General features: G+C 53.2%; 23 protein-coding genes and 1 riboswitch. Of the genes, 2 read left to right on the top strand and 21 right to left on the bottom strand.

The features are described from left to right. Position 1: 1 nt before the first annotated feature. Entirely contained in the window at positions 2–832 is an 831-nt protein-coding gene (locus tag DQG13_RS03975) for a sugar phosphate isomerase/epimerase family protein (RefSeq protein ID WP_113018453.1), read from the bottom strand. Between the two features lie 174 nt (positions 833–1,006). On the opposite strand from DQG13_RS03975, the gene DQG13_RS03970 reads away from it, so the two are divergent. Further along, positions 1,007–1,951, top strand: coding sequence for an AraC family transcriptional regulator (locus DQG13_RS03970; RefSeq protein ID WP_113018452.1), 945 nt, complete (start codon positions 1,007–1,009; stop codon positions 1,949–1,951). A 215-nt stretch (positions 1,952–2,166) separates the two neighbouring features. Here the strand turns inward: DQG13_RS03970 and DQG13_RS03965 are convergent, their stop codons facing one another. The 19 genes from DQG13_RS03965 to DQG13_RS03880 all read right to left on the bottom strand — a co-directional run bounded on the left by DQG13_RS03965 (position 2,167) and on the right by DQG13_RS03880 (position 21,434). Continuing rightward, positions 2,167–3,066, bottom strand: coding sequence for an RpnC/YadD family protein (locus DQG13_RS03965; protein WP_181592557.1), 900 nt, complete (start codon positions 3,064–3,066; stop codon positions 2,167–2,169). Between the two features lie 114 nt (positions 3,067–3,180). Next, positions 3,181–3,357: a hypothetical protein gene (locus tag DQG13_RS30650; RefSeq protein ID WP_181592556.1), complete on the bottom strand. Its 177-nt coding sequence runs from the start codon at positions 3,355–3,357 to the stop codon at positions 3,181–3,183. A 30-nt stretch (positions 3,358–3,387) separates the two neighbouring features. Then, a complete protein-coding gene (locus DQG13_RS03960; RefSeq protein ID WP_113018450.1) occupies positions 3,388–4,014 on the bottom strand; it encodes a TetR/AcrR family transcriptional regulator in 627 nt (208 codons plus the stop codon). An 83-nt stretch (positions 4,015–4,097) separates the two neighbouring features. After that, complete coding sequence (locus tag DQG13_RS03955; RefSeq protein ID WP_113018449.1) at positions 4,098–5,729, bottom strand: ABC transporter permease; 1,632 nt, start codon at positions 5,727–5,729, stop codon at positions 4,098–4,100. After that, positions 5,726–6,655: an ABC transporter ATP-binding protein gene (locus DQG13_RS03950; protein WP_113018448.1), complete on the bottom strand. Its 930-nt coding sequence runs from the start codon at positions 6,653–6,655 to the stop codon at positions 5,726–5,728. Before DQG13_RS03950 ends, DQG13_RS03955 begins: the two co-directional genes overlap by 4 nt. 203 nt (positions 6,656–6,858) lie before the next feature. Then, entirely contained in the window at positions 6,859–8,133 is a 1,275-nt protein-coding gene (locus DQG13_RS03945) for a voltage-gated chloride channel family protein (protein WP_397333928.1), read from the bottom strand. Between the two features lie 121 nt (positions 8,134–8,254). Then, positions 8,255–8,314, bottom strand: a riboswitch (Fluoride riboswitch). A gap of 155 nt (positions 8,315–8,469) precedes the next feature. Further along, complete coding sequence (locus DQG13_RS03940) at positions 8,470–8,727, bottom strand: hypothetical protein (RefSeq protein WP_113018446.1); 258 nt, start codon at positions 8,725–8,727, stop codon at positions 8,470–8,472. Positions 8,728–8,962: 235 nt separating this feature from the next. Then, positions 8,963–11,188 (bottom strand): FAD-dependent oxidoreductase, encoded by a 2,226-nt coding sequence (locus tag DQG13_RS03935; RefSeq protein WP_113018445.1) that lies wholly within the window; start codon positions 11,186–11,188, stop codon positions 8,963–8,965. A 118-nt stretch (positions 11,189–11,306) separates the two neighbouring features. Further along, positions 11,307–12,155 (bottom strand): AraC family transcriptional regulator, encoded by an 849-nt coding sequence (locus tag DQG13_RS03930; RefSeq protein WP_113018444.1) that lies wholly within the window; start codon positions 12,153–12,155, stop codon positions 11,307–11,309. A 96-nt stretch (positions 12,156–12,251) separates the two neighbouring features. Then, on the bottom strand, positions 12,252–13,223 hold the full coding sequence (locus DQG13_RS03925; RefSeq protein ID WP_113018443.1) for an alginate lyase family protein: 972 nt from the start codon (positions 13,221–13,223) through the stop codon (positions 12,252–12,254). A 4-nt stretch (positions 13,224–13,227) separates the two neighbouring features. Beyond that, positions 13,228–13,437 carry a hypothetical protein gene (locus DQG13_RS03920; protein ID WP_113018442.1) on the bottom strand — a complete coding sequence of 70 codons (210 nt, stop codon included), beginning with the start codon at positions 13,435–13,437 and terminating at the stop codon, positions 13,228–13,230. A gap of 27 nt (positions 13,438–13,464) precedes the next feature. Next, positions 13,465–14,376, bottom strand: a complete 912-nt coding sequence (locus DQG13_RS03915; RefSeq protein ID WP_181592555.1) for an RpnC/YadD family protein — start codon at positions 14,374–14,376, stop codon at positions 13,465–13,467. 197 nt (positions 14,377–14,573) lie between these two features. Continuing rightward, on the bottom strand, positions 14,574–15,335 hold the full coding sequence (locus DQG13_RS03910; protein ID WP_113018440.1) for a Cof-type HAD-IIB family hydrolase: 762 nt from the start codon (positions 15,333–15,335) through the stop codon (positions 14,574–14,576). 13 nt (positions 15,336–15,348) lie between these two features. Beyond that, the gene (locus tag DQG13_RS03905; RefSeq protein WP_113018439.1) at positions 15,349–16,041 is read right to left on the bottom strand and encodes an MgtC/SapB family protein; all 693 of its coding nucleotides are present in this window, start codon (positions 16,039–16,041) and stop codon (positions 15,349–15,351) included. Between the two features lie 17 nt (positions 16,042–16,058). Beyond that, complete coding sequence (locus DQG13_RS03900; RefSeq protein WP_113018438.1) at positions 16,059–17,009, bottom strand: MTP-1 family protein; 951 nt, start codon at positions 17,007–17,009, stop codon at positions 16,059–16,061. Positions 17,010–17,057: 48 nt separating this feature from the next. Further along, positions 17,058–18,629, bottom strand: coding sequence for an extracellular solute-binding protein (locus DQG13_RS03895; protein WP_113018437.1), 1,572 nt, complete (start codon positions 18,627–18,629; stop codon positions 17,058–17,060). Positions 18,630–18,681: 52 nt separating this feature from the next. Beyond that, on the bottom strand, positions 18,682–19,554 hold the full coding sequence (locus DQG13_RS03890; RefSeq protein ID WP_397333924.1) for a carbohydrate ABC transporter permease: 873 nt from the start codon (positions 19,552–19,554) through the stop codon (positions 18,682–18,684). Between the two features lie 13 nt (positions 19,555–19,567). Further along, positions 19,568–20,503, bottom strand: coding sequence for an ABC transporter permease (locus DQG13_RS03885; protein ID WP_258525441.1), 936 nt, complete (start codon positions 20,501–20,503; stop codon positions 19,568–19,570). Between the two features lie 106 nt (positions 20,504–20,609). After that, positions 20,610–21,434 carry an endonuclease/exonuclease/phosphatase family protein gene (locus tag DQG13_RS03880; protein WP_113018434.1) on the bottom strand — a complete coding sequence of 275 codons (825 nt, stop codon included), beginning with the start codon at positions 21,432–21,434 and terminating at the stop codon, positions 20,610–20,612. A gap of 212 nt (positions 21,435–21,646) precedes the next feature. On the opposite strand from DQG13_RS03880, the gene DQG13_RS03875 reads away from it, so the two are divergent. Beyond that, positions 21,647–23,977: a helix-turn-helix domain-containing protein gene (locus DQG13_RS03875; protein WP_181592554.1), complete on the top strand. Its 2,331-nt coding sequence runs from the start codon at positions 21,647–21,649 to the stop codon at positions 23,975–23,977. Between the two features lie 75 nt (positions 23,978–24,052). On the opposite strand, the gene DQG13_RS03870 is transcribed toward DQG13_RS03875, so the two are convergent. Further along, entirely contained in the window at positions 24,053–26,542 is a 2,490-nt protein-coding gene (locus DQG13_RS03870) for a hypothetical protein (RefSeq protein ID WP_113018432.1), read from the bottom strand. Between the last annotated feature and the right edge of the window lie 6 nt (positions 26,543–26,548).

Here is a 26,548-nt window from a genome sequence, read left to right as displayed (position 1 = left end):
ATTATGATAAATTCTCCATATATTGAATATAAGAAGGGAATACCTCTGCCGGCTCCTTCTTCATAGCCTGCAGCTCCTTGCGCCACTTCGACTCCCATTCCAGCGAAAAATAACCCTTATACCCGCTCTCCTCCAACAGGCGGACGATACGCGCAATGGGTACCTTGCCCTCGCCGGGCCAGGTATATTTCCAGTCATGTGCCAGAGGATCGTCGAAGGGTTCGCCGTCCTTGATATGAACGTGAACACAGGCTTCCCCCAGAAGCAACAGCGTCTGCTCCGGCTCCTCCCCATCCTCCAGCGGATGGATCACATCATAAATAACGCGGCAGTTCTCCCGATCCACTTCATCCAACAGCTGCCGCAATGTTTTTCCGGTGGCATATTCATTGTGGGTCTCGATCCAAATGGCAGCCCCATGGGCGGCAACCAAATCGCAGGCCGCCTGCAGCCACTTTACAATGCCCGGATGATCAACAGGCTCCACCGGCGCATCATACCGTTGGGCAAAATTGCCCAGAAATATCCGGATGCCCTTGCAGCCGAATACCGCTGCCATCTCCGCCAACCGCCTCAATTGGGGCAGTTGGCCGTTTCCGTGGGCTTCATTTCGTACACAGATGCCGGAGCCGATATTCGTAACCTGTATACCCGCTTCTCTAAATACGGCCGCTGTCCGCTGCCATTGCTCCCTTGAATCCTGGGCAGCGATTACTGAGCCCGGTCCCTCGCGCAGCTCCACCCCTGCAAATCCGTATGCTTTACAAGCGTCGGCAATTTCCCCGGCGCTCCATCCTTCGCATGGCAGCGTACTGAAGGCATATTGGCGCATTTCAATCCCTCCATCCTTCCTGTCTCCTTCCTCTTTACTTTACAAGGTTCAGCTTATCGAATGCCTATTCTAATTTTAGAATTGCTTTGCATTTTTTCCGAATTTCAAATCATGGTATAGTTAGTCTGAGCAAAGAATGGCGGCGATCGTAAAGTGAAGGAAGGAGGCTGCTGCATGTCCTTTCCTGTTTATGGGCAGCGGGAATTTTTGCCCGAGGAGGATTTTCCCTTCAAAATAGAAGTCCGGTCTCAGGACGAGTACAACCCGGTGCTGCACGCCCATGAGCATCTTCAATTATGCTACGTGACCTACGGGACATGCATTCACAAGCTGGGCAATATGGAGGCCGTTGTAGTGCAGGGCAACTTTTTTTCGGTTCCTCCCTTTCTTGAGCATCAGATCATACCGATAAAGCTTACCCCCTTCGAAATCATCCAGATTGACTTCATTCCGCATTTTATTCATGAAAGCTTGCGTGATTTGTCCAGCTTCGGCAGCTTTATGGATTTTGCCTATATCCAGCCCCTGATCGAAAAAAGCGGGCTTCCGGCGCCCAAAATGAGCTTCAGCATCGAGGACAAGCTGGAAGCGGAAACACGGATTGCATCGATGAGAAAAGAGCTTGCAAACAAGGAGGAAGGATACAGGCTGGCCATCAAGGCAGACCTGTTGAAGCTTCTTGTCCTGGCCGGCAGGGCTTTCCGGTATAATCGCCGGAGCCCCCAAGACCACAAGGCGTTCACCATGTACCGGCAGTCCTTCCACCAGGCGATTTCCCATATGGAGAAGCATTTTGCAGAGGATCTCCGCCTTGAAGAAATGGCTGAACTGGCTCACATGTCGCCTACTTATTTCAGCAGTGTATTTAAGCTGGTGAAAGGAATGGGCTTCAGCGATTATTTGAACTATTTGCGTATTTTGAAGGCTACTCAACTATTGGTTGAAACCGATAAAAGCGTGACGGAGATCGTTTTTGAAGCCGGTTATAACAATGTGGCCCATTTTAATAAAACCTTTAAGAAGCTGGTGGGCATTACGCCAACAGAATACCGGAAAAGCGGCTCAAAGAAGCCCGGCGGCGGCAAATTCCCCGACATTCCCGCCGGGAAGCGACTGTGAGTGCAGTTAAAATGAAAAGTCAAAAAGAGAAGCCGCCCATAAGCGGCTTCTCCCGTTATTCAGCTTGCCGGCGATTATAATCTTCCCCACCGCTTGGCTAGTGGTTAGCCACGACCAGCCCCCACAGCGGTCTTCCGCCGCCTAGGTCATCGCCATGCATGGCGCACTACAAGCACAACCGTCCGCAGATGATCCGTGGACGGTTGTAATGATTTCTAATTGACCTCAACTGCCCCACCGCTCTCCCCGTCCTGCAGCGCTGCCCCTTTCTCTTTGCCTTTCAGCGCTGCCAGCTTCGCCGCGGTTAACCCTGTGGCGGTTTCAATCACTTTCGGCTCCACTCCCAGCTTGAGCAGCTTGACCGCTACTTCTTCCTTGCCTTCTTTCCTGCCTCGTTTCTCCGCATACTTCTCGAACGTCGTCTTCCACTCCATGACCTCTTCCCCTGCCTTTCCATAAACTTGTTCGATCTCCCGCCATACCTGCTGCTCTTCTTTCTCCTTCAATGGCAGGTACGTATCGAAGAACACCGCCAGCAAGTGCATCTTCGCCGGGTTCAGTTCCAGCCGCGTCATCATCCGTACAAACTCTACCTTCATCTGTACCTTGTCACTCTCATTATAATCCATGCTGCTCAACAATGCAGCTGCCACCGGATTATTCGAGTGCATAAAGTCCCGCCACTTGTACCTGCGCAGCTGCAGCCGGTAATACCGGAACTGCATCACCTCCAGGAACGGCAGACTCCAGCCAAACTTCTCCGGCTCCGGTTTCTTCCGCTTGTAGCTCAAGATGGCGATAGGCAACACCGGCAGCCGATGCTTCTCATACAGCCGCGCCGCATAGAGGAACATCCGCTCCGGAAACGCCTTCTCATAGTAAGCCTGCGGTTCCTTATGCACCAGAATATAGGCTTTTTTCCCCTTCAATCGGGTCTTGATCAGAATATCCAGCCGCTTCCTGGTTCCTCCTTTGATATCCACCACGATCTCCTCCGACAGAAACTCGGTGTAGGTAAAGTCGATCCATCTCGCCGCCTCCGGGAAAAATAATTCCATAAATTCCTTGAAGAATGTCTTCAGCAATTCCTTGTACAACCCGTCATGATCCGTCAATCGTATACCCCTTCCCTTCTCCTGACACAGCCGTCAAAGCAGCCCTCTGGACAACAAAAAAAGCACATCCCGCCAGTCCTTGTCGCAACAAGGATTCTGGCAGAGTGTGCTTCACTACTGCTTCATATAGCTGAATTGTATCACGGCCTCAGGACGATAACAAGCCTGCTGTGAAATCACCTGCATCAGCAGGGAATTGGGGGTCAGAACAGTCTGATCCGCTCTCCTATAAAAGTAAATCGAGTCGATCCGAATGATCTGAGTGGTATAGATCAGATTGCGCAGCAGCACCTACGGCTCATGATTCCATCAACCCCTTTTTCATCCAGGCTCAGTGTTATCGCTCTCCTTGCGTCCCATAATGCCGTAGAGATAGATATCCCACAGCTTGGATGAAAACTCCTTCAGCTCCATCCCTTCCGGCAGCAGCATCCAGTTCTGGGCTACGGCGCGGCGAAGCATCACTGTATAGACCAGAAGCATCTCTGTGTCCACATCCATCCGGACAATGCCGTCAATTTTGGCGGCACGGATGAAATCGCGGAAAATCGGCAGCACAATGCCGATTAATTTATTGATCGACCGCATCACTACATGGGGATAGTCATTCATAATATCCTCAATGAAATGAGTTTGGAAAAAGCGGTCGTAGTCATTCACATCGAAGAAGCCAATAAAATTTTCTTTGGTCATTCTCTCCTGTTTGGCCCGCTGCACAAGCTGCTTCAGACGCTCAACGAGCACATCCGACACCACATCCAAAACAGCCTCTACAAGAGCCTCCTTGCCGGAAAAATATTTATAGAAGGTGGCTTTGCTTACACCCGCTTCCCCCACCACCTCTTCCACCGTAACGGCATGCACCCCTTTTTCGAAGAAGAGACGTTCCGCCGTCGTGAGCAATGCTTCTTTTTTGCCGGATTTTCGCCGGACTACTTCCTTTGCCATAGCCAGTCCTCCTGCATTAAGGGGATCATCTCGTTGACCATACTAAGAAACGATTGTCTCCCTATTATAGCAGGTAATGAACTCTACAGGCTAAGGCTGCGGCGGCGAAAGGCCAAGAGACCCGCCGCCGTCAGCACCACCGCAACGGCCAGCATCCACAGAAGCGGTCCGGCCGTTACATCCTCCGCGGGATAGGCGGCCACATGGGTAAACGGAGAAATATTCTTCGCCCATTGGGGCAGCTGGAGCAGTTCCGCGACCATGGGACCTGCCAGCAAACTTGCGCCCAGCCCCGCCCAGGCGATGATCTGGGAAAGCCGGGGGGCCAATCCGAAGGCGAAGGAGGCAATGCCGCCCAGAATCAGCACAGGGGGAGCCTGCAGAAGAGCGGCAACGGGCAGCTCATACAAGTGTACTCCCTTGCCGGTTACCAAAAATGCGGTCAAGCCGGTAACAAGCCCCAGCAGAAGGAGCAAGCCCAAGGCGCCTGTAACGGCGCATGCCATATAGCCCAGCTTCCAGCGGTAACGGCTCATTGCCGTGCCCAGCACCGGCTCAAGCGTCCCCCTCTCTTCCTCGCTTCTCATGCGGAGCATGGCCGAAACGAGATAAACCGCCAGGACGCAGCCCATAATGCCCATAGCCATGGCAAAGAAGGTATCGAGCAAACCTGCGGTCCCGCCTAACTGCTCCAACAGTCCCATCACCTTCTCATTCTCCCTTAGCATATCCTCCAATTCATTGCTGATGCCGCCGAACACGGCGCCGAATACGGCAGTTCCGACGGCCCAGCCGATCCAACTGCTGCGCTGCAGTCTCCAGGCCAACCCGAAGGGTTTGGCCAAAGCGGGATGGGCGGTGGGAGAACCCTTGCGGGCGGGAAGCAGCCCCGCTCCCAAGTCTCTGGCGGAAGCAAACCACAGCGCCAGGGCCGATAGCACGACGAAAGCCGCCGCGAATAACGCGAGAGTCCACCAGTTGTTGTCATGAAAGGCCCGCATTTGGCCGCCCCAGCCCAGGGGCGACAGCCAAGCCGGCCAGGCGCTTTCGACGCGGAGCCCGTTCTCCGTGGCCTTGCCCAGCATGTTACCTGTGGCGCTGAGCAGGAAGGAGAGGCCAAGGCCGGCTGCCGCCAGGCTGTTGGCTCCCCTAGAGGTTTCCGACAGCTGCGACATCAGAGCGGCCAAACCGGCAAACGCCAGGCCGATGCCGCCAAAAGCCGCCGCGGCTGCGAAGGAGCCTTCCGCAGGGAGGCCGTTTACCGTGAGCGCCAGGGCGAAGAGCGGAACAAGGGCAAGGCTGGCTCCCGCCGCCACGATCAGCCCAGCCGCCAGACCGGCAAACCGTCCCACTGACGCCGAGCCGATCATCTCGGATCTTCCTGTTTCCTCATTCTGCCGGGTATGGCGGACGACGGTCTGCGCAGCCATCAGCGCCACCAGCACGGCAATGAATGTATACATCTCCAGCATAGTGAAGCCGCCGAGACTGGCCCCCGAAACCGGAGGATCAAACAGGCGCATGACCGGGCTGGAGGTCCGGACCGCAACCATATCGATCATTTCCTGCTCCGAAGCGAAAAAGCCGTCATAGGTAGCCGCCAGAGAGAACAGCAGCGCCGTCAGGCCAACCAGCCATACGGCAAGCTTGATCCGGTCCCGGCGCAAGGCCAGCCGGACCAGCGGCGCGGTTCCTGCAAAAAGGTTGGATTTCATTTTTTGCTCAGCTCCTTCTTTGTCCCGGAAGCGGAAAGGCTGGAGGCTTCATCCCCGTAATGGCGCATAAACAGCTCCTCCAAAGAGGGCGGAGTGCTGGTCAAGGTTTTGATGCCAAATCCGTAGAGGTGATTCAGGGCGGCCCCCAGCTCCCGGTTGTCTACCCTGAACTCGAAATGTGCTCCCAATGCGTGCAGTTCTGTGATGCCCTGCAGCCGTTCCAAGCCGGTGACAGGACGCTCCGTTTCTCCCGAAACCTTGGTCAGGGATACAAGCCGCATATCCCGCAAGGTTCCCGATTCGACAATTTTGCCTTTGCGGATGATGCTGATCCGGTCGCACAGGGTTTCCACCTCAGCCAGAATGTGGCTGGACAGCAGAACTGTATGGCCGGATGCCTTGGCCTCGGCTACGCATTCCTGAAAGACGGCCTCCATCAACGGATCAAGCCCGGAGGTGGGCTCATCAAGAATGAACAGCTCCGCTTCGGAGGCAAAAGCGGCCACAAGCGCCACCTTTTGCCGATTCCCCTTGGAATAGGTGCCGCATTTTTTCGTCGGATCAAGATCAAAGCGTTCCAGCAATTGCGCGCGGCGCTTGGAATCCAGCCTGCCCCGCAGCCTGCCGAACAGATCCACAACCTCGCCTCCGGTCAGATTGGGCCACAGATGCACATCCCCCGGCACGTAAGCCAGGCGGCGGTGAAGCTTCACGGCATCCTTCCACGGGTCCTTGCCGAAGAGCCGCATCTCTCCCCCGTCCCTGCGCAGCAATCCGAGGAGAATCCGGATGGTGGTGGATTTTCCCGCGCCGTTGGGGCCGATAAAGCCCAGCACTTCTCCTTTTCCCACCTGCAAACTCACATCCTGCAAAGCTTGAAATTTGCCGAATGATTTTTGCACACGATTCATATGAATGACTGACAAGCTCAACACCTCCAAAATAGATAAAACCTATTAAATGAACGATTTATAGTTTTTCGTTCATATAACAGATATACGTTCGATAAAAATATACGTTTCAAATGTTTTTTGTTTATTTATTGCGAAACTTCTCTGCTGAAGCCCCAAAAAAATAAAGAGACAGGCGACAATCGCCTATCTCCTTATTTATCCAATAACCCCTATTTTCATCTGCCCGCCTGTCGCCTGCCTTCAGTTCCACTCCATTTCTCAAGTGTAGTGCCTTCCGGGATAAGGATCGATGGGACTTTGGAAACCCCTATTTTCTGGGAGGTATAGATGCCCGTATGGCCGGAAGCCAAATAGCTGACAACACAAGCGATAAACAAATACTGGGCTCCACTCGAACCGAACAATTCGATGCCCATAATGAAGCAGGCAATCGGCGTGTTGGTGGCCCCGCAAAAAACCGCGATAAACCCAAGCGCGGCCAGGAACGGCGCGTATAAGCCGAACAGCTCCGCCAAGGTATGGCCCAAAGTCGCGCCGATCCCGAACAGCGGTGTCACCTCTCCCCCCTGAAAGCCGGCGCCAAGCGTAACCGAGGTGAACAGAAGCTTCCACATAAAGGCCAGCGGCGGGACATCGCCATCGAAGGAATGCTGAATCAAGGGGATGCTCAGCCCCAAATAATCCCTCGTGCCAAGGGCATACACCAGACCAATGACAATGAAGCCGCCAACGGCCGATTTAAGCATGGGGTTTTTGAATATCCGGGCATACAGCTTCTTCAGAAAATGTGTCAGCTTGCTGAAGACGAGACTTGTCAGGCCAAACAGAACCGAAGCCGCCACAACCTTGAGCAGAACGATGAGCGAAAAATCAGGCACCGCTCCCATATTGTAATGAATATGATGCACACCCCAGAATGAACCTGTGACGGCATTGCCTACCATACTTGCGATGAAAGCAGGAATCAACGCTTCGTGGGAGATCAGTCCAATGGCCAATACTTCCAGTCCAAACAGAGTTCCGGCCAGCGGCGTGCCGAAGATGGAGCCAAAACCGCCGCTGATTCCGCAGATCAGCAGTATCCTGCGATCCCGGGCATTCACCTTGAAGAGCCGCCCGAATGCCTCGGCCAGGCTGCCGCCCATCTGTACGGCGGTGCCCTCCCGCCCGGCGGAGCCGCCGAACAAATGCGTAACTAACGTGCCAAACAGAACAAGCGGTGCCATCCTTAAGGGAATCGTCCCATTTCCCTCATGAATTTGTTCCAGGATTAAATTATTTCCCTTTGAGCAGCTTCCGCCAAACTTCCGGTATAAGCAGCTGACAAGCGCGCCGCCCAGCGGCAGTCCAAACAACAGCCACGGATGAAGATTGCGGAGGCCCGTAACATAGTCCAGACTCTCCAGAAAAAAGGCCGAAGCTGTCCCGGCTAATATGCCTACGCCTCCCCCAAGCAGTATCCATTTGATAAAGGTTAACACCACCGCCATAGATATGGATTGTTTCGTAAAGCCTCTGCGTTTCAGCCTGATTCTGATCATTTGCTGTGAATTGCACCCTCTCAGAGCTTTATTTTGGAGAAAAAAATAGACTCCTACCAGGGATATATCATCTCTGGTAGGAGTCATTAGCCTTGCGGCGGTTATGGCGAACTCCATCGCCTATTCAACTTATCTGTATAATAGTTCTTTCTCCAGAGGGAGTCAAGACGAAATTTCCCCTGGACTCCCTGCGTCACGCGTCTCATTGCGCGGACTGTGGTTCCGTTACCTGGATCAGGCCTGTCACTCTATTTTGAGGCCACCTCCATTTTCAGCTTTAACCGCTCACTGATGCCGGATGGTCAATCCATTCAAGATAATGTCCGTTTCGGATCGGATCGGCTCACAGCAGGTCATCAAGTGCAAAGCGACACGGTATACCCGGCAAGGGTTTATGGAAACGACTGGCGCGCAGTCGTCCAGAAGCCCGTTTTTGCCCAGAAAAGTCAGCACTCCGTCCAAGCTCCACCGGACCTGCTCATAAATCCAATCCGTTTTGTCCCAGAACGGCTTGGTTTCCTTCAACAGGCAATATTGGGCCACGATCAGCGAGATATTCGCGTACCGCCTTGTTCGTTGCCGTCGCAGAAGCTTTTGCCGATATAGCGGAAAGCGCCGTCCATCGTTCTGGCGCCGTCCCACATGACCGCGCACAGTCTACTCGGCTTGATCGGCTCATACAGTACGCAATCATGCTATTTTGTACACGATTGCAGCAGATAGCCGACAAAAAAGGACTGTCCCGTTGCTTGCGGTCCAGCCCTTTTTCACTCATATGCTATTCATTATACGCTCTGATCTCGTAGACACCTGCGTACGGCGTCCCCCAGGTGGAGAGGAAGGAAATGCGGACTGCATCCGCCTCAACCGTCTCAAACCGGTGGACGCGAAACCGCTGGTAGTTGCCGCTGACTTCGGCCAGCTGCCTCCATTCGCCGCCCACCTTGGCCTCGATTGCATAATCCATCACGCAGTTGACGATGACATGGAACGGATACGGCACCCACTGGTTCTTCAGTTCTTTATCCAGATCCGAATCGAAGGCCAGCTGGAGACGGTTCAGCCGGACTGCGCTCTGCCACTTGAGCGTCAGCGTCTCCGGTTCGGTAAAATCCGTTCGGGCGGATACCCACAGGTTCGGCTCATGATACGGCCGGGAATAGCCGTTGGCCACTTTATCCGCTGTATAAAGCGCCGGCTCCGGCTCGATGCGCATGTAGGGCGCTCCCACCTCATCCAGCCTTGGCCACCGGGAGTAAACTCTCCGTCCGCGGGGATAGTATTTCATCACCCGGAAGCCTGGAAGCCGGTCCGGAGAAGCCCAAAGCGCAAGCCCGGCACCCTTCACATGAAGAAAATACCAGCCGTCCGGCAAATCTTCCATCTGCAAGGGCAAGACGGTCCATCCGCGGGCGCCGTCATTCTTCACCTCAACAGTAAACTTGCCGATGCTGACCGCAGGGTAAAAGTTGCGCTTCTTGTCGCACTGCCACAGCTCGGCCTCCAATACGCCCGCACCCTCCATGAGCAGTCTGACCTCGTCTAGACGGCCGGTCAGCACAGGAAACATGATGTCGTTGCCGTCGCCGTCCAGCTCCAGCCGAAGAGCTCGCTCCGGTTCGAAATCTTCGGCTCCCTGGCCCGCATGAACGGAGGAGGCGGAGATTTGAGCCTGACGGGCCAGATCGTCCGGATCAGCGCCCTGCACGCCCACGATATAGTGGTCCTCCTTCAGCAGGCTTTGTTGAATGCGGCCGATCTGCTCCCCGGTTAATCCTGCCGGGAAGGAGCCCGACTTCAGACATTCCTGCACGGCGGCGCCTACCGCCTGCCCCATCTGGGCAGCTGTCAGCATAACGCGGGTCGAGCACATCGCCACATGGGTTGCGCTGATATCCCTGCCTGCGAAGAACAGATTCTCCACATTGACGGCGTACAAGGAGCGCAGCGGAATGTTGTAAAGCCCATTATGATGAAAATGGCGGGAAGGCTCGCGCTCCTTGTCCCAGAAGCCGCCGGGAGGATGATGGTCCAGACTCCACCCGCCGTATGCAACCGCATCGGGAAATTCGGTCTGGTTCATAATGTCCTGTTCCGTCAGCTTGTGCGGGCCGGCCAATCTTCTGGATTCCCGCTTGCCGGGAATCGTCCCCACCCATTCCAGCTCCAGGTTCCGGGTTTCCGGCCGGTGCTCAGGGTCGTTCTTCAGATGGTCCCAGATGCCATAGACAATCCGCCACAGCTCATGCTTGATCTTCTCGTTTTCGTGAATGGTGTCGCTTTCGCCGCCGTATTCAATCCACCAGAAATAAATGCCGGACTGCCTGTGGGTATGCTCCCGGTGCTGCAGATCCTTCTCCTCGAAGCGGTATGCCCAGGAAGGCCGCTTAAACTCCACCGGATGCCCGGCGTCCTTGGCCAGAAACATAATGGTGTTGCCCAAGGTGCCGGGATCATATTGCGCCGGCGCCAGAGATTCGCCGTACTCCTCCCGGCTCTCCTGTCCGACGGAATACGGCACCCCCGCCAAATAACCGATGGTTCCGTCTCCTGTGGAATCCAGGAAGAAGGGGGCGGTAAAGGTGGTCCATATTTCCGAGGCCAGCGTAAAGCCTTTTACGCTTTGGATGCGGCTTCCGTCCATCTTCAATTCGGTGACGACTGTATTGAGGTACAGATCCAGGCGCTTCTCTTCCATCACCATCGTGTGAAGGATGACATGCCATGGCTCCGCTTCGCCGTCCGGATTCCAGTACAAATTTTCCAGCCTCAGTTCTTCCATCAGGCCCGTTTCACGAAAATAGGCATTATTGCCGCCGCCGTCGCCGCCAAGCAGCCATAAGCGCACTTCCTTGCTGGCATTCCCCCCTAGAACAGGGCGGTCCTGGATAAGGGCGGTTCGCAGACCTCTGCGCGAAGCGGTTACCGCCGCCGCTATGCCGGCCATCCCGCCGCCGATCACAACAAAATCGTAACATAGAGTTCTTTCCTGAAATTTGTTCATTCCACGGCCTCCTGCTTGGATCTCCTTCCTTGCCCAAGATCATCCTAGCAAAAAGCCGAACTCTGTTACAGAACCGCCACCGATTATTGCTAGCACAAACCGCTTATCCCAAAGAGCGTCAGCCTTCCGCCCCCCAAATCCGAAACTGCCGCCTGTACTCCGTAGGCGTGCAGCCGGTTTTGGCTTTGAACAGCCGCGCAAAATAATTCGGCTCCGCAAATCCCAACCCCGCTGCAATCTCCGAAATCCGGCGGTCGTTCTCCGCCAGCTCCCGCTTGGCCTGCTCAATCTTGACATAATGGATGTAATGGGCAGGCGACAGCCCCGTATACTGCCGGAACAGCTTGCGAAGATGGGATTCGCTTACATCCGCGATCTGTGCCAGCTCCTGCACCTCGGGAATCCGGCTGCTCCGGGTAAAGATATAATCGGCAGCCCGCCGGACCCGCATGTCTCCGCAATCCTTCATCTGTTCGCTTCTCTCGGCGACGCCTTCCCTGATCAGCCCGGCCAACAGGTGAAGCAAGTCCCCCTGCAGCGTTATTCTGCGGCTGATCCCGCTTTCCTCGCGGTGCGACAGCATGCGGCCAAAAGCCTCCTTTACCTCCACGGACGCACGCGATTGAACCGGGATTCCGAATAGCTCAAGCCAGTTTCCTGTTCCGAACAAAGGCACATTTCCGTCAAAATTGATGCTGATTACCCGGTTGGGGCCGGTTATTGTCCGGTTGTAAACTGTCATGCCGGCGGGAAAAACGAATAAATCGCCGCTTTGCCCCCGGTATGTCTGCCCGTCCGCCTCCACATGCAGCGCGCTGTCCTCCAGGTACCACATGACGCAATGCTTCAGCCGTACCGGAGTCATGACATAATACTCGGAGATATGGTATCGGGTAATGTGCAGGAATCGGACCTGCAGAGAATCGATGTAGGGCTGAAGCCAATGCAAGCGCAGCACCTCGCTCACTTTTTCTTTCTATTGTAGGCGATAAGCGGCAGCCGCGGCTACGGCGTATCGAAGACAAAAACCCGGCGCCAATTCCTTCGAGCCGGGCTAAATATGCTATTTTCCCTCACCCGCAAACCAGGTTGGATAAATCCAGGCGTGGGACACATAAAAGCCGCTGTTGCTGTTCTTGTGGCCCGCAATGGGCCGGCAGGGAGAGACCAGCCGCTCATATTCCGGGTCCCGGTACACACCGGCCATGGCTTCATACAGGTCCAACGGCCAGGCATGAGGAGCCAGCGGCTTGGGGAAATTCTGATCCGCCTCGAAGGGCCACTGGTCCACACGCCCGTCGATGAAATAGAATAAGGTGTCGAGAGCCAGCTTGAGGCTTTTGCCTCCGGGCGAGATCCAATGGAACAGGTCTTCGCCGGTGGTGTCAAGCACCAGCTTGGCTGCCGCCGTTAAGGGAGCCAAGGCGAAATAATGGTACCATATGCCGTTTTTCCCTCTTACGGTTTCTTCCGGAAGGAAGCCGTCCGCGGCAATGGAGGAGTCGATCTGCTCCTTCAGGTTGGCGGCTTCCTCCGCAAAGCGGGCGCTGTCGCCCATGAACTGAAACAGCGTCAGTTGGGCGTATAAGCTCCAGCTCCACCAGTTATTGCGTCCGGGAATGCCGTCCCAGCCGGGCAGGAAAATCGCGGTCAGCCAATGGATAAACTGCTCCCGGTCCCGGCCGCTCCAGCCGGAGTAGCCCTTCACCAGCTCCGCCGCCTTGATCAGCCCCACTCCCAGATAAGCGGAAACCAGCGGGCCGTCATGATCCGCGACCTCCCGGTTGACCGCCGCCCAGCCGTTAAGCAGCTCCACGGTTTTGTCCGCATAGGCGGGCTTTCCCGTTATCCGGTAGGCAAGGGCAGCCGCGTAGGCATTCTGGGCATCCTCCTCCATCAGCCGTTTGGCCGCGGTATGGCCGGCGGCATCCAGATAATAGCCGGGAATGCTCCAAACCGGAACAGCATGGCAGGGCGCCGCCATTCCTGCCTCCGCTTCCCGAAGCACCAATTGAACAGCCGCTGAACTATTCATGGCGCTATTCGACCTTCATGCTGTAGATATCCTTGCTGAACACCCATTTGTCCTTGTTTTCCTGATACCATTTCTTATACCAATCCTCCAGTGCCTTGCCGCCGGTTTTGCTCCACGAGCTTTGCGCCTCGCTGATGGCCTGGTCCACCGTATAGGAGCTTCCGCTGACAATGGCTTTATTGCATATATAAGAGTTTTCCGCCTGCAGAATCATAATATTTTTGATAAGAGACTCCGTCCTTCACTCCTTCTCCTGGGGAGACGGAGAGTGGACGATATTCCTCAGCGCCGCCAGCTCCGCCGCGGATAGGCCTGTAGCCGCCTCAATAACCTCAGGCTCCAGTCCCAGGTTCAGCAGCTTTACAGCCACTTCCTGCTTGGCTTCCTTTTCCCCCTCCTGCCTGCCCTCTCTTTTCCCCTCCTGTTTACCTTTCTTTTCAGCCAGCTTCTCAAATGAGGTTTTCCATTCCATGATCTCTTCCCCTTTTTCACCGTAGATTCGTTCGACCTCCTGCCAGACTTGCCGTTCCTCTTCCTCTTTCAGCGGCAGATATGTCTCTAAAAACACCGTCAACAGCTCCATGCGCGCCGGATCAAGCTGCATTCGTGTTATCATGCGCACAAACTCCAGCTTCAATTGAATCTTATCCTCTTCATTATAACTCATGCTGCTGAGCAATGCAGCAGCTACCGGATTATCCGAGTGGATATAGTCCCGCCAGTTAAACCTGCGCAGCTGCAGCCGGTAATACCGGAACTGCAACACATTCAGAAACGGCAGACTCCAGCCAAAGGTATCCGGCTCGTCAACCTGCTGATCATGGCTCAACACAGCGATAGGCAGCACGCGAAGCCGATGCTTCTCATACAGCCGAGCCGCATAAATAAACATCCGCTCGGGATACTCCTGCTGATAATAGGACTGGGGCTCCTGATGCACCAGGATAAAGGCCTCTTCTCCTTTCAACCGGGTCTTAACCAGAATATCCAGCCGCTTCTTCGTCCCTCCGGCAATGTCCACCACTACCTCCTCCGACAAAAACTCCACATAGCCAAAATCAATCATCTCCGCTGCCTCGGGGAAGAACAATTCCATAAACTCCCGGAAATAGGTACGCAGCAATTCCTTATACAGTCCATCATGATCAATCAACCTAACGTCCCCTTTCTCACTTGAGGTCACAGGCAAGCCGATACGATTGCAACAAAAAAAAGCGCGCCCCATCCGCCCCTTTCCATAGAAAGCGAGCAGACAGTGCGTGCTTCGCAACCGTCTCAACCATATGTCAGAAGCATATCACAGATGCAGGCGCTGCACAACCACCTGTTGAAATCCTGCTGCAGGATTTCCTACGGGGTTTCCGGGAAATCAAGGAGATAAGTCCGGATGGCCTGGGCCACTCCATCCTCTTCATTGGTGCCGGTTACGGCGTCGGCAGCCTGCTTCACCGCCTCCTGGGCATTGCCCATGGCGATGCCCAGTCCTGCCGCACGAATCATTTCCAGATCATTCAGGCTGTCGCCGCAGGCCGCCACCTCCTCCATGCGGATGCCAAGCAAACGGCATACCTCCCGCAGGCCGCTGGCCTTATTGATCCCCAGCGGGTTCACCTCAATATTGCGCGGACTGGAGTTGGTCAGCTCATACCGGCAGGTCTTAGCCAGAATGTCCCGGATATCCGCAAGCACGGCAGGATCATCCGAATGAAGACCGAACTTCAGCCACGGATCATCAGCGGGCCGGCGCACATGCTCGGGCCAGTTTCGGGTGGTAAACACGTCATTCACCGTGTAGGCCCAATACCGGCAATGCCGCCCGGAGGCCAAGGCATAAAGCTCGGCTATCCATTCATCCTGAAGCACATGCCGCATCATAATTTGCCCCGGGGCGGACCATACCTCGCTGCCGTTAACCGTCACCAGCGGGGAGTTTAGACCCAACTTGCGGATATACCCCTCGATGCTCTGAACCTCCCGGCCCGTGGCGAACATGACGGTGATTCCGCTTGCAACAGCCTGCCCGATCCACTGGCAGGTGGTGTCGGTTATTTCATGGGCGGCATTCAGCACCGTTCCATCCATATCAAGAGCAAGCAGCTTGTATGATGACAATATAACCACTCCACTACATCTTAATTTCCGCCTGCCGCACATGGGAATCGGCGCGGACCGCCAGCTTCGAGATTCGCTGCTTCCATTCCGTCTGTTTGTTGGACAGGACGAAATGAAGCTGCACCGTCCCCTCCTCCAGCATGTTCATCTTCAACGACTTGACGCGGACCCCCTCATCCCGGAAAAAGTCCAGAAAGATTCCCGGATTTCCTTCCTTCGCAAGGGTGACTGTGTAAGCTTCTGTTTTGTTGGAGGCGAACAGCCGCTTCTCCAGCCTGGGCAATACCAGGAGACTGACCAGCACGCAGACAAGGGTAAGCAATGCCCCGTAATAAAACCCTGCCCCGACAGCGATACCCATAGCGGCCACCACCCACAGGGAGGCGGCGGTGGTCAGGCCGGAGATAGCATTGCCGTTGCGCATGATGGTGCCTGCCCCCAAAAAGCCAATCCCGCTGATAATCTGCGCAGCAATGCGGCCAGGGTCCATCCGCACGCTGGGTTCATCGACAAACTGGCTAAACCCGTAGATAGAGATCAGCGTAATCAGCGTTGAGCCCAGGCAGACCAGAATATGGGTGCGGAACCCGGCGTGATGCTGCCCCCGCTCCCGCTCCAGTCCCACAAGACCGCCAACCAGGAGAGCCATCCCAATGCGGATGCTGATTTCCATATAGTCAATTTGCCATACACCAAGACCGGCCATTAGCTCCTTCACCTGCCTTACACGATCTTTCCATGTCCCGCAAACGGATAGTCGATGGTGAGCCTTCCCGTTTGGCAATCTCCGATGCCGCTGTAAAGATCGGCCTTGCCGTCCGCCCGCATGACAATGCCGGAGGTAAAGGCGCAATCGGCCAGATCCGGCTTTTTGGCCGGTCCGGGGGGATAGCAGGTGCGGGTTCCAATCAGGCGCAGGTCTGCCGCCAGCCGTGTTTGCGGATCGAATATCAAGGACATATTCATATAAACCTTCAGCTCACCGCCGTCATGATCCTGACCTCGATAGCAAATATGACCGATAATTCCAATTTCACCACTGTCCAACAGGTAAGCCTGGTTGACTCCGCCCCATTCGCCATGGCCAAAAATGTCGGAGATGTATGGGGCATGGGCAATTGTCTCCGATGTCAGCTCATCCAGGCTGTTGATCACCGTAAAGCCGATCATGGATTCGCTCCCATACTTCCCCTTCACCTCCTCCCCACGCGGTCGGGAGAAGACTCCGATCCGCCCGTCGGCCAGCTGCACCAGGCGGATATCCTTCATTTTCCTGGGGCCGGTGGCAAAATATCTTAAATCCTGCAAATCCGAACCGCGAAAGAAATATCCGAAATAGGTGCTGACTTTTCCCGCCTCATACTGGACACTGGTTCCGCCAAGGACAACCTCATGATTGATGATGCTGACAAAAGGGTCCTCCAGGGTATAGATCATGCTGTCCGGCGCCAGCGTCCATTCATCCTTGCCCGTTTCCTCAAACAGGCGCACCCAGGACCGGGCCCACTCCTCACGGCGTTCCACCCTTCCAAACAAAAAACGTTTGCCGTTCCACTGAAAAGGAATGGAGCAATTGTAGACATCAAAGCCATCCACACCGCGGAAGGCAAGCAGCGCACTTTCATAAATATTCTTGTTCAGCTCAAATGCAGCTCTTCGTTCAAGCAGACTCATTTCCGTTCACTCCCATATGTGATATTTCCAGCCTGTCGCAGCCCGGCCTTATTTCCCTTGTTTGGCCTGATACTCCTTAAATTGCCGCTGATATTCGGCTACTACCTTGTCAAGCCCTGCCTTCTTCATCTTATCGAGAGCGGCCGGGAAGGCTTTGTCGTATTCCAGAACCCCCATGTAAATGGGAATAATGCTGGCTGCGGCTTCCGATGCGATATTGGTGTATTCTGTCCGGACACTGGTGGGATCAAATACAAAGTTGGCGGCGATGCTGTTCACTGCTTTGGTATTAGCCTCGTACAAAACCTTGTTGTTCTCCGGGATGCTGCTCTCCAGATCGAAGCGCATGAAGCTCACATTGCCGTTTTGGGATTCCGATCCTTTGTAGCCGGGTTTATTGTTGTTGGCCGGATCATTGATGGCCTTCATGCCTTTGTCCCCGTCCTTGGTATAATGCTTGCCTTCAATCCCGTACTGGAACAGGTCGTAATTGTCCTGGCTGGCCAAAATCCAGTCGAGAAGCTGGACAGCCTCCTCCGGATGTTTGCTGTTCACCGGCACGGCATTGCCGTTCTTAAAGGTCAGCGGACGCAAGTATACCCTCTCCGGGTTAAACCAGACGACCCCGATATCGTTCACAGTGGCATCCGGATTGTTCTTCTTTAAGGCGCTTAAGCTGCCGCCTGTGCCCAAATTGACAAACCAGTCCCCGCTGTCAAGCTGGGCCTTGACCTGCTCCTGCTTCAGGACGAGAATATCCGGATTGGTAATGCCTTTGGTGTACAGCTTGCGCATAAATTCCGCGTCCTTCTTAAACTCCTCCGTCTCGATCCATGACTTCACCGTGCCGTTTTGATTCACATAAAAGAACTTGTCCTTGACGGTAAACGGAAACGTGTCATAGGTCCGGTGCAGAATGGTAGTATGCAGGCTGACGGGATCAAAGTCCGCCTTGGAGGCAAAATAGGGCTTGCTGCTTCCTTTCCAGTTCTTCATTACCGTCTCCCAGACGCTGATCAGCTCATCGGGAGTGGCGGGTTCCTTCAGATTGTTCTGCTTCAGAATATCCCGGCGGATGTTGAATTCCCCTTCACTGGCCATCTCCACCCAATAAGAAGGCACGGCGAAATATTTGCCGTCGATTTTGGCCCCGTCGAAGATGTCGTCGGGGATATGCTTCCGCAGATTCTTCCCGTATTTCTCAATGGCTCCGGTAATATCGGCCAAGGCGCCGCGGTTGTAGTAGCTGGAGAAGGGGGTGCGGTCCTGCATAATATGGAACAGATCGAAGTCCTCGCCGGTAGAGAGCATCAGATTAAGCTTCTGATCCCAGGCGTCGCTGGGGATATACACCTTCTCCAGCTCAATATTTAGCCCGTCCTCCTGCAGCTTCTTGTTAATGGCTGCCATCACTTCCTTGTAATCCTTAGGCTCCGTGCCGGGCGCAATGTACTTCAGCTTGACCAATTGCGCCGGTTTCGCTGTGGCGCCGCTTGAATTTGCAGCGGAAGACGGTTTGGCCGTTCCCTCTTGGGTGCTGCCGGTGGACTTGGCGCTGCATCCGGCAATGGAGCTGGCTGCAAGAAGACCTGCAAGGGCAAGTGCGAAGCTTTTTTTCATGTAGAATCGACTCCTTTTCTCATTCTATATATAAACCCGGCCGGGATTTATATCAACCTTTTACTGAACCGATTACAAGGCCCTTCACGAAATATTTTTGCAGATAGGGGTAAAAGAAGACGATGGGACCGATGGTAACTACAGCAGTAGCCATTTTCACCGATTCCGCCGGAAGGGTAACATCATCCGCCCCGGCCAGCATGGTCATTTCATTGAGCATACTGATCTCGGACTTCAGCCGCAGCAGCATGAATTGCAGCGGATACAGACTTTTGTCGTCAATGAGCATAATGGCGTTCCACCAGTTGTTCCAGTAATCCAGCCCGTAGAAGAGGGCAATGGTGGCCAGAACCGGCGTGCTAAGGGGAAAATAAATCCGGAAGGCAATCGCCAGATCATTGGCTCCGTCGATGGTAGCGGATTCCCGCAGGGAATCTGGAACGCCCCCCATAAAATTGCGCACCAGAAACAGATTGAACGGGCTGAACAGAAGGGAAGGAATGATCAACGCCAGAATATTGTTGGTAAGCCCCAGGGAGCGGTTCATCAAATACCACGGAACAATGCCTGCGCTGAAGATCATGGTGATGAAAAAATAAAGGGCCAGCCCATTGCGGTACCGCACACTCTTATTGGCCAGCGTGTAGCCGGCCATGGCCGTAATCAGAACCGCCGCTATCGTCCCCGCAAGGGTAACAAAAATGGAGATCAGATAACTGCGCATTACCTGTGATCCGCCGGTAAAAATGACCTGGTACGCATACAAGGAAAATTTCTCCGGAAAAAGGCTGTATCCGTTGCGCAAAATGGCATCCTCGTCGGTGATGGAAATCATCAAGACAAGAAGCATGGGAAGAAGACATAAGGCGGAATAAACGGCAATGCTCACATACATGACTGCTCTGCTGACAGAAAGCTTCCTCACTTTCATTCCTCCTTCAATAAAGGGCGCCGTCCTTGAAGAACGTGCGAGTGATCCAGTTGGTGCCGAAGACCAGGATAAAACCGACTGCGGATTGGAATAATCCCACAGCCATGGCCTCCGAAGGATCGCCGACCTGCCTCAAGGAGCGGAATACATAGGTGTCAATGATATCTGTTGTGGGATAGAGGGTGCCGTTATCTCCCACCAAGGCGTAAATCATTCCGAAATCCCCATACATAATCTTGCCGATGGACAGCAGCATCAGAATCACCACGGTAGGCATCATCAACGGGATGGTAATCCGCAAGCACATCTGCCAGCGGTTTGCTCCGTCAATCTGGGCCGCCTCATACAAGGTATCATCAATCCCGGTGATGGTGGCCAGATAGATCACGGCGCTCATTCCCGCTCCTTTCCACACATGCATCACAGTCAGAATGACCGGCCATACCCCAGGCTGGGTATACCAGTTAACGGCGTCAAGATGCAGCTTAACCAGCAGTTGGTTGACAATCCCCATATCCATGGAAAAAAACGCGTACAGCACATAGCTGATGACAATCCAGGAGATAAAGTTGGGAAAAAGCATAATCGATTGGCTGAGCTTCACAAAAAGCTTCTTGCGCAGCTCATTCAGGACCAGCGCGATGGTCAGCGCCGTCAGCGTGCCGAAGAAAATAAAGAGCATATTCAGAAATATGGTATTGAAGGTAACAGTAAAGGCTTTGTTGGAGCGGAAGAAAAATTCGAAGTTCTTCAACCCCACCCATTCACTGTTCCATATTCCTTTTTTGTAATTGAACCGCTGAAAGGCAATCATCATGTAGGGATAGGTCATATATCCGAAAATAAAGGTGTACAGCATGGCCGGAAATACCAGCACATACGATGTCGGATTTTTCAGGATATCGGATAGAAGCCCCTTCCTCCGGCGAAGATGTGTATTCACGCTCAAGTCCTCCCATTCAAATGTCATGCAGCCGTGTTGTTCGCTGTGAAGCTAACTTTACGGCATCTCCAAGCCTTTTGTATATTTCAAATCCCGGCTTTTGCTTTCATAATGCGGCTGCCGGCTTGCAGGGCGCGGGAATATCGATAACCAACTGCACCGGATAATGGTCGGAGGGGTACTTCCCCTGTTGGTGATACCGGTTGATTTCGATGGAACGGATTCCAAGGGCATTTCTCTGAAATATCCAATCAATATGCTCCTTATCGGGGGAACCTTCAAAGTGGTGGACGGTTCCATCCCCGTCAAACGGGCAGCCAGCGCCGGTCCAGGTATCCTGCAAGCCGGAGCTTTCGATCTGCCTGAATAAAGGATGGGTTTCCTCCAGATTGAAATCGCCGCCAAGAAAAACCGGAATCCGCGGTGAGGAAACGATCTGGCCGATCCGTTCCAGGATGACATGGACGCCTTGGACCTTGGCCTCCTCCGCCAGCCCAAGATGCGTATTAAAGTAATAGAAGGCGGCGGCTGAAGCATCATCAAGAAGCGCAAATTGGGCCCAGGTGCAGATTCGCGGATACTTGGCCTCGCATCTGTTCTTGCTGCCTGCCGTGTCCGGCGTATCGCTGAGCCAGAATTGCCCCCATTCCAATACCCGATATTTGTCCGCACGATACAGAATGTTGTTGTATTCATCCTCCGTATTCCCGTAGCGGGATACGCCAATGGATTGATAGGAAGGGCCCAGCCCGGCAAGAAGGTCTTGAATCTGGCTTTCATATCCCTCCTGCAGCCCTGCCAGATCGGGTCCGAAGGACCGGATGGCCCGGACGGCCAGCCTCCTGCGGTTATCCCACCCCATATCTCCCGAGCCTGAAGGGTTGCGGATGTTAAAGGTCATCAGCTTTACCTGCAAAGCGCCTGCATTCATGTTTATCCCTCCGGTTTATCGCAGTTCCCCCTCATCATAGGCGGCGCCTCCGGGAATGTCTATTTTAAAAACCGGCTTTCCCCTTCAGATTGCGGCCAAGGGGTTTCAAAATGAGGGAATCGCTTTCATTTTTCGGCAATCGGGTATCGGTTTTGGTGAATATGCCCTATAGTAGAAGTAGCATTCCAGCAGCAAATGGGAGGAACACCGCCATGAGACGCATCCTGGGCCGCCTGGTCCGCTACAAAACCTTTCAAAAGCTGGCCATTTCTTATTTCCTGCTCGTTCTGCTTACCTTGAGCGTGCTTTCGGCTGTGCTGTTTTCTCTCTTTTCCAACAGCGCCGTGAAGGAAATTGACCGCAACTCCAAAATCATGCTGACTCAAATCAGCTATGCCTCCGATGTGGTGTACAATCAGGTCATGACCATCGGCAACGCTCTGATCAACGAACCCCAGATGGTTTCCTTTCTGAATGCCGCCCAAGAAGACAAAACGCAAAATTATTCGGTTTTCAGGCAGCTTGCCCAGATCAAAAACGCCTATCCCTCCTTGTACAGCATCGGCATCTACCGGCCTTCCACAGGAACCAATGTGGATACGTCAGGGTTGCCTTTTGACAAATCCCTTTATGGGATCAACGCCAAGCAATATATGGAGTTCTACCCACGGGAGCTGACAGCCAGCGGCATCAACAACAGTCAACCGGTTAAGCTTCTGACCTTTCTGCTTTTTCCCAATTATTCGCTGCGCTCCTCGGCCAATCCGCTGATCTATATCAACGTGGAAGAAAATACCATTCTGAATACCATCAACAAGATTGACAAGGGAAATTCCATGAACAATGTGTTTGTCATGAATCAGGAGGGGCGAGTGCTGTCCCATACCGACTCCAATCTGTTTATGAAGGATCTTTCCTCGGAGCAGTATATCCAGCAGATTCTTCTGGAGAACAAGCCCGAGCACAGCTTCCAAACCACCATCGAAAACGAAAAGCATCTGGTTACCTATGTAAAATCCGCCTCGATGAATTGGTATTTTGTCAGCGTCACTCCCTACAAGAAGATGATCTCCAATATCCGGGAGCTGCGGACGGTCACTCTGGTTACTGCCGCGGGGTTGGCGCTGGCGGGATTCCTGCTTTCCATCCTGCTGACAAGGAATATGTATAAGCCCATGTCCTCCCTGTTTGATCTTGTAAAACCCCGGTCGGCGCCGTCATCCTCGCCGGTCATTGACGAGTATCAGGTGCTGACGGAGATGTTTCTGTCCCTGGAGGAAAATGAACGCTCCATGCAGTTTGTGATCAACCGTTCCGCGCGGACGGTCCGGGAGCATTATTTGCAGGCTTTGCTGAAGGGCAGCACACGGAATATGGACGCTCCCGAAGAAATCATCGCCATGATTGACAAACAACTGACCGGACCTTATTTTTACACCGTGGTGTTTAAAATGGATGACATGAGCGGAATGGCAGACCGGAGCGGCACCGAGCAGTCCTTGCTCCGGTTTGCCCTCTGCAATATTGGCAAGGAAATTCTGGAGCCCTACGGCGCTTCCGACATTCTGATTACGGAAGAGAATGAATCGGTGGCCGTCATCCAGAGCAGCTCCGGCGAGCTTCCGGCCGGGCTGAAGGATGCGCTGCGCTCTGTCCAGCATTTTATGAACCGCTACTTCAAATTGACGGTTTCCGCCGGCATCGGGGACCGGTTCAGCGGCCGGAGGAATATCCAGTATTCCTATTCCTCTGCGCAGCAATATGTCAAGTACCGGATGATTTACGGCAAGGAATCCATTCTCGATCAGGGGGAAATCCGCTCCCATTTCATGACCGTACTGAACTATCCCACTGCCACCGAGAAAAAACTGACCGAGCTGATCCAATCGGGAAAACCGGAGGACATCCAAGAGCAGGCGGAGCATTTTGTCCGGCATGTTTCGGCGGCAACCTGCAATCAGGCTGTCACCTATTGCCTGCAGCTTCTCCTGTCGCAGTATAAGCATTTTGAATACCTGGGAACCAACGAGGCTTCCTTCTTTAACAAATATCTGGATGCGGCGGCCGCCATTGAAGCGGCGGAGAGTCTGGAGGAGATCAAGGGGATTATTCAGGAGTTCTGCTTCGGCATCCGCAGCTTGATCCGGGAGAAGAGCCAGTGGCTCAATGCCCAGAAGCATAACAGTGTAATTGAAACGGTCCAGGCATATGTTCATGACCATTACGCCGAAGCCAATCTGTCCCTGGAGACGGTCTCCCAATTCGCAGGCCTGTCCTCCAGCTACCTGGGCAAGCTGTTCAAGAGCACGATGGGCATGTCCTTCAGCGAATATCTGAGCCATACCCGCCTGGAAAAAGCCCGGGAGCTGCTCCTGACTACCGAGGAGACCGCATTCCGGATCAGCGAATCGGTGGGCATGTACAATGTTTCCTATTTCACCACCCTGTTCAAAAAGAAATACGGCGTCACCCCCTCCATGTACCGGGAGCAAGCCGTCCTAAAAAGGATCACCGGCAGCAAAACGGAGCTTTCCGGGGAGTGATTGGCAAACACGTTTTGTTTAAAAATTAGGGGCTGTCCCTCAGTCATGTTCAGACATTTGGGACAGCCCTTTCTGTTAATGAAAATCGATACTTCCCAATAGCCTATCATAACCTTCGAAGCGCTCATAAACCTGTAAGGTATTTTTAGAAAAGAAGAACCAATCGACTGTTGTAATCGTTACCGTTTTCTTCAAGTTCGTGCCAAGTGCCAACGCTTCATCATTTGCTGAAGAGGCAGTTTCCATTACAAATTCTTTTTGTGCAACGGGGTCAAAATCAATTAGCTTCAATACCAGCTTCCGCTCTCCGCCGACCGCTTCAAGTGAAGAATTTTTCTCTAAATCGTAGCGGAAGATAAAGTCTATCTTGTAGCCTGTGGCCTGATTGTAGGTATAACTCAGATCCATATCGTAAATTGAAAAATGGTAAGGCTCACTATCCACTTCCAAGGCAGCAGCGGTTTTTAATTTTATAGCCGTTTCAGCCTTGGGGAGTACCATACTGGCAGACTTGGTGAACGCATCCGGCACTTCTCCCGCCTTCGTCAAACGGGTTCCCGTTATTCCCTCACCAACCACTAATTCCAGGTGATCATTTGAATACCTCTTTGGTATAAGCGCCCAAAAGCCAACCCGTGCATGGCCTTGCGGGCTAATCTTCTGGGTGAAGCTTGAAAGCTTTGCTGCAAAGTAAACATTGTCCTTTGTCTTGAATTGTCCGCTCCATTCTCCTGGAGTGATAAACCGGTTCTCCATATTTTGAATATTAACCTCTGCATAAACAAGATTCATTGTCGAACCCTCATATACTTTAACTGCCGCGGGTTTCATCATCATCTGACTTCCAACTTCACCGATGCTTAAACCCTCAGATCCGGATGAGGGCACCGTCCACATATCAGATTCTGACTGGAAGGAAAGACGATCGCCAGAATCCGAATCTTTCAACACCACTGAGATCTTGTTAACTTGCTGGTAATAAGGAATTTTAGTCAGCAGAACTACACTTCGCTTTTCTCCCGGCGCCAGACTGTTGACCTCTCCCAGATCTGCTGTCCGCACCTGCTCAGCATCTACCGGTATACCGTCAAGCTGAATATCGCCATTTATTTTAGGATTCGCAATGGTATCCGTTCCCACATTAGTAATTGTGGCATCAATAGAAATGATGTCCTGCTCCTCCCAAGGCAATCGCTGAACTTTATTTACTTGCAGCTGATAAGGATTCCCCGCCGAATCTTGTAATTCACCTGCAACCCCCGCATCCGTCACCGCAGATGGCGTTACATTCTTCAGCTTGAACATAGCCAATGGAGGAGCGGCAATTTCAGTTGTAGACACATTGGAGTCATAAATCTCCAAACGCAAGTCCTCCAGAGATGCCGACTTAGGAATTCCTGTTGCGCTTAGCGCCAGATTCAAATGGGATTGAGGAAGAATATTTCCTGCAGAGGAAGCACTTAATGGATAAGCTGCCCCATCCGAAGTTCGAAGCAGATAGGCATAGGACGGCAAAGCAACATTTGCATATCCATGATTCTCCCAAATTAGATTGAGATCAGCAGCGTATTTATCGTATTGGATATCCACGTTGGCCCGGGTTAAGGCCACTCGCATAGACTGGTCGGAAACCGTAAGCTCTACAGCCTCCTGCTCTTCCGCTATCCTGACACTATTGGACTGGGGAAGCTCAAACTCGGCCACAGGAATTTCGACACTTTTTTCGCCCTGGAAGCTCTCGGTTATCAGCAATTTCGACTTCTGAACCGAAACAGCTTTAGGAAGCTTTCCGGTCAGCGTCAGTTCTTTCATCTCCAGTGCGTCAATACTTAAGCTTTCCGATTTGTCCGCTGCCAGCGGATATGTAAGACCATCTTCGCTTTGAAGGGCATATGAATAGGCAGGAATTTTTACATTATGCGAACCCGCATTTTGGAATGCCAATTTGACTTGAACCAGTCGGTCGGAGTTATCCTCCAAGTCACTTACTTGCAATGCTTGCATTTTTACAGGAGCTCCTGCAACTTGGACCAAGGAAACGGAACCTGCCGGAACAGCAGGGGAATACCCCGGACTAACAGAAACCTGGCCCATTTGTCTCTCTAAGCCTGGTAAAGAAAAATCCCATTTCATAACCTTAAAGATGAGATCCTGCACCTCAATCGTCTCGGGAAGCTCGGCGTAATACCGGAATTGGGATGTGCTTCCTGGAGCAATGCTTGTCTGACTTCTGCTTTCAGGCAGTAATATCGGTGTTAAACTCTTGCCTGAACGTGATTCGAGATGAATAAAGAAGTCACGGATGGAAAGGCTTTTTTGATCTCCGTTGTAAACAGTGAAAGAGAAGGAAGCTCGCCTGGCTCCCTCTTTATTCAGCACCAGAACTTCTTTAAGCTGCATATAGCTTGAGCCAGTCAAATTTACAGAAGGGAATTCCGGCAATTGGTAAATTGAAGCGGACTCAATAGATGCAGCACTTGCATACGACGGAATTTCTAGTGTCGGGATCAGCAAAGCCGCCGCTAACAACGCAGTCCTGGCGGTATGTATCCATGGTTTATTCATGAAAAG

This window comes from Paenibacillus sp. YN15 (assembly GCF_003285005.1).
In the GTDB taxonomy this organism is placed as follows: domain Bacteria; phylum Bacillota; class Bacilli; order Paenibacillales; family NBRC-103111; genus Paenibacillus_AR.
Note: the sequence above shows the minus strand (reverse complement) of the source record. Positions and strands in the feature narration are given on the sequence as shown.